Source organism: Aliivibrio logei, from assembly GCF_001691055.1.
In the GTDB taxonomy this organism is placed as follows: domain Bacteria; phylum Pseudomonadota; class Gammaproteobacteria; order Enterobacterales; family Vibrionaceae; genus Aliivibrio; species Aliivibrio salmonicida.
In genome coordinates, this window is sequence record NZ_MAJU01000037.1 from 1 (window position 1) to 1,247 (window position 1,247).

Sequence of the window (1,247 nt, forward strand, 5' to 3'; positions counted from 1 at the left end):
AATTGGTTCGGGTGCTGTTTTTATGATGGCAGGCAATCAAGGACATCAAAATAATTGGGTCAGTACGTTTCCGTTTTTCTATCAAGAGAATGAAAATTTCTCGGATGCTAAAGATGGTTTTGAACGTTCAGGGGACACGGTAATTGGTAATGATGTTTGGATTGGCACTGAAGCAATGATTATGAGCGGTGTAAAAGTCGGTGATGGTGCAATTATCGCAAGTCGAGCTGTCGTAACTAAAGATGTCGCGCCTTATTCAATTGTTGGCTCAAATCCAGCTAAACATATTCGTTATCGTTTCACTGAAATTGAGATTGCTCAGTTGTTAGAAATGAAATGGTGGCAATGGAGCGATGACCAAATCAAGGGCGCAATGAGTTTAATGTGTTCGTCAGATATCAGTGGTCTTTATAGTTATTGGCAAAATCAGAATCGCTTATAACAAATGCATCAACACGATTTACTACACTCGGCAATCTCAGTTTGCCGGGTATTTCTCGTTTTAAGGCGTCAATATTAAGTATAATTGCTTGGTAGTAAACGTGTTATGCAGGCGTTATAATTCAGGAGGATTTGTGAGTGATATAGAAATAAAAGACATTGCGGTTATTATTAGTGGAATAGTTACTGCCATATCAACACTATTAGCAGTAATAATAACTAATATATTTAACTTAAAGTCTGCCAATTTAAAAATAAATCAAGAAAATGAAATTCGGAAAATAGAACGAAAACTTGAAAAGGTTGAAGAATTCTATCATTTGTTCGAAAAATGGGAGACAAATTTTATTAATATGTATTTAAATTATTATCGATTCTTTAAGGGGGTTATTTCATACCAAGATACGCTTGAATTAAATAAGAAGCAATCAATGCTGTTGCCTGGTGAAGCTCAGAAATTGAAAATGATTCTTCATATACATCTTAAAGAACTTCTTTCTGATTACAATTTAGTTGACAAAGCGAGAGGGGAATTAGTCCCTTTTTTACATGAATCTGGTGGTTTAGATACTCTAGAGGCTGAATTTGTACAAAAACAAGAAAATTTTGAAAGAGTAAGTAAAGAATTTAAAGTTAAAGTTGCTAACTACATAAATGAATTATAACAAATGCATCAACACGATTTACTACACTCGGCATCTCAGGTTGTCGGGTGTTTCTCGTTTTAAGGTGTCAATTTTAAGTATAATTGTATAGTAGTAAACGTGTTATGCAGGCGTTATATGATGGTGTGCCCCTCGAAAAGC

Annotated in this window: 2 protein-coding genes; both read left to right on the forward strand. The window is 34.6% G+C overall.

The window, feature by feature from the left end:
- On the forward strand, window positions 1-442 hold a 442-nt coding region (locus A6E04_RS20615; RefSeq protein ID WP_065612269.1), incomplete at its 5' end, for a CatB-related O-acetyltransferase.
- Between the two features lie 133 nt (window positions 443-575).
- Window positions 576-1,106, forward strand: coding sequence for a hypothetical protein (locus A6E04_RS20620; RefSeq protein WP_065612270.1), 531 nt, complete (start codon window positions 576-578; stop codon window positions 1,104-1,106).
- Window positions 1,107-1,247: the final 141 nt, after the last annotated feature.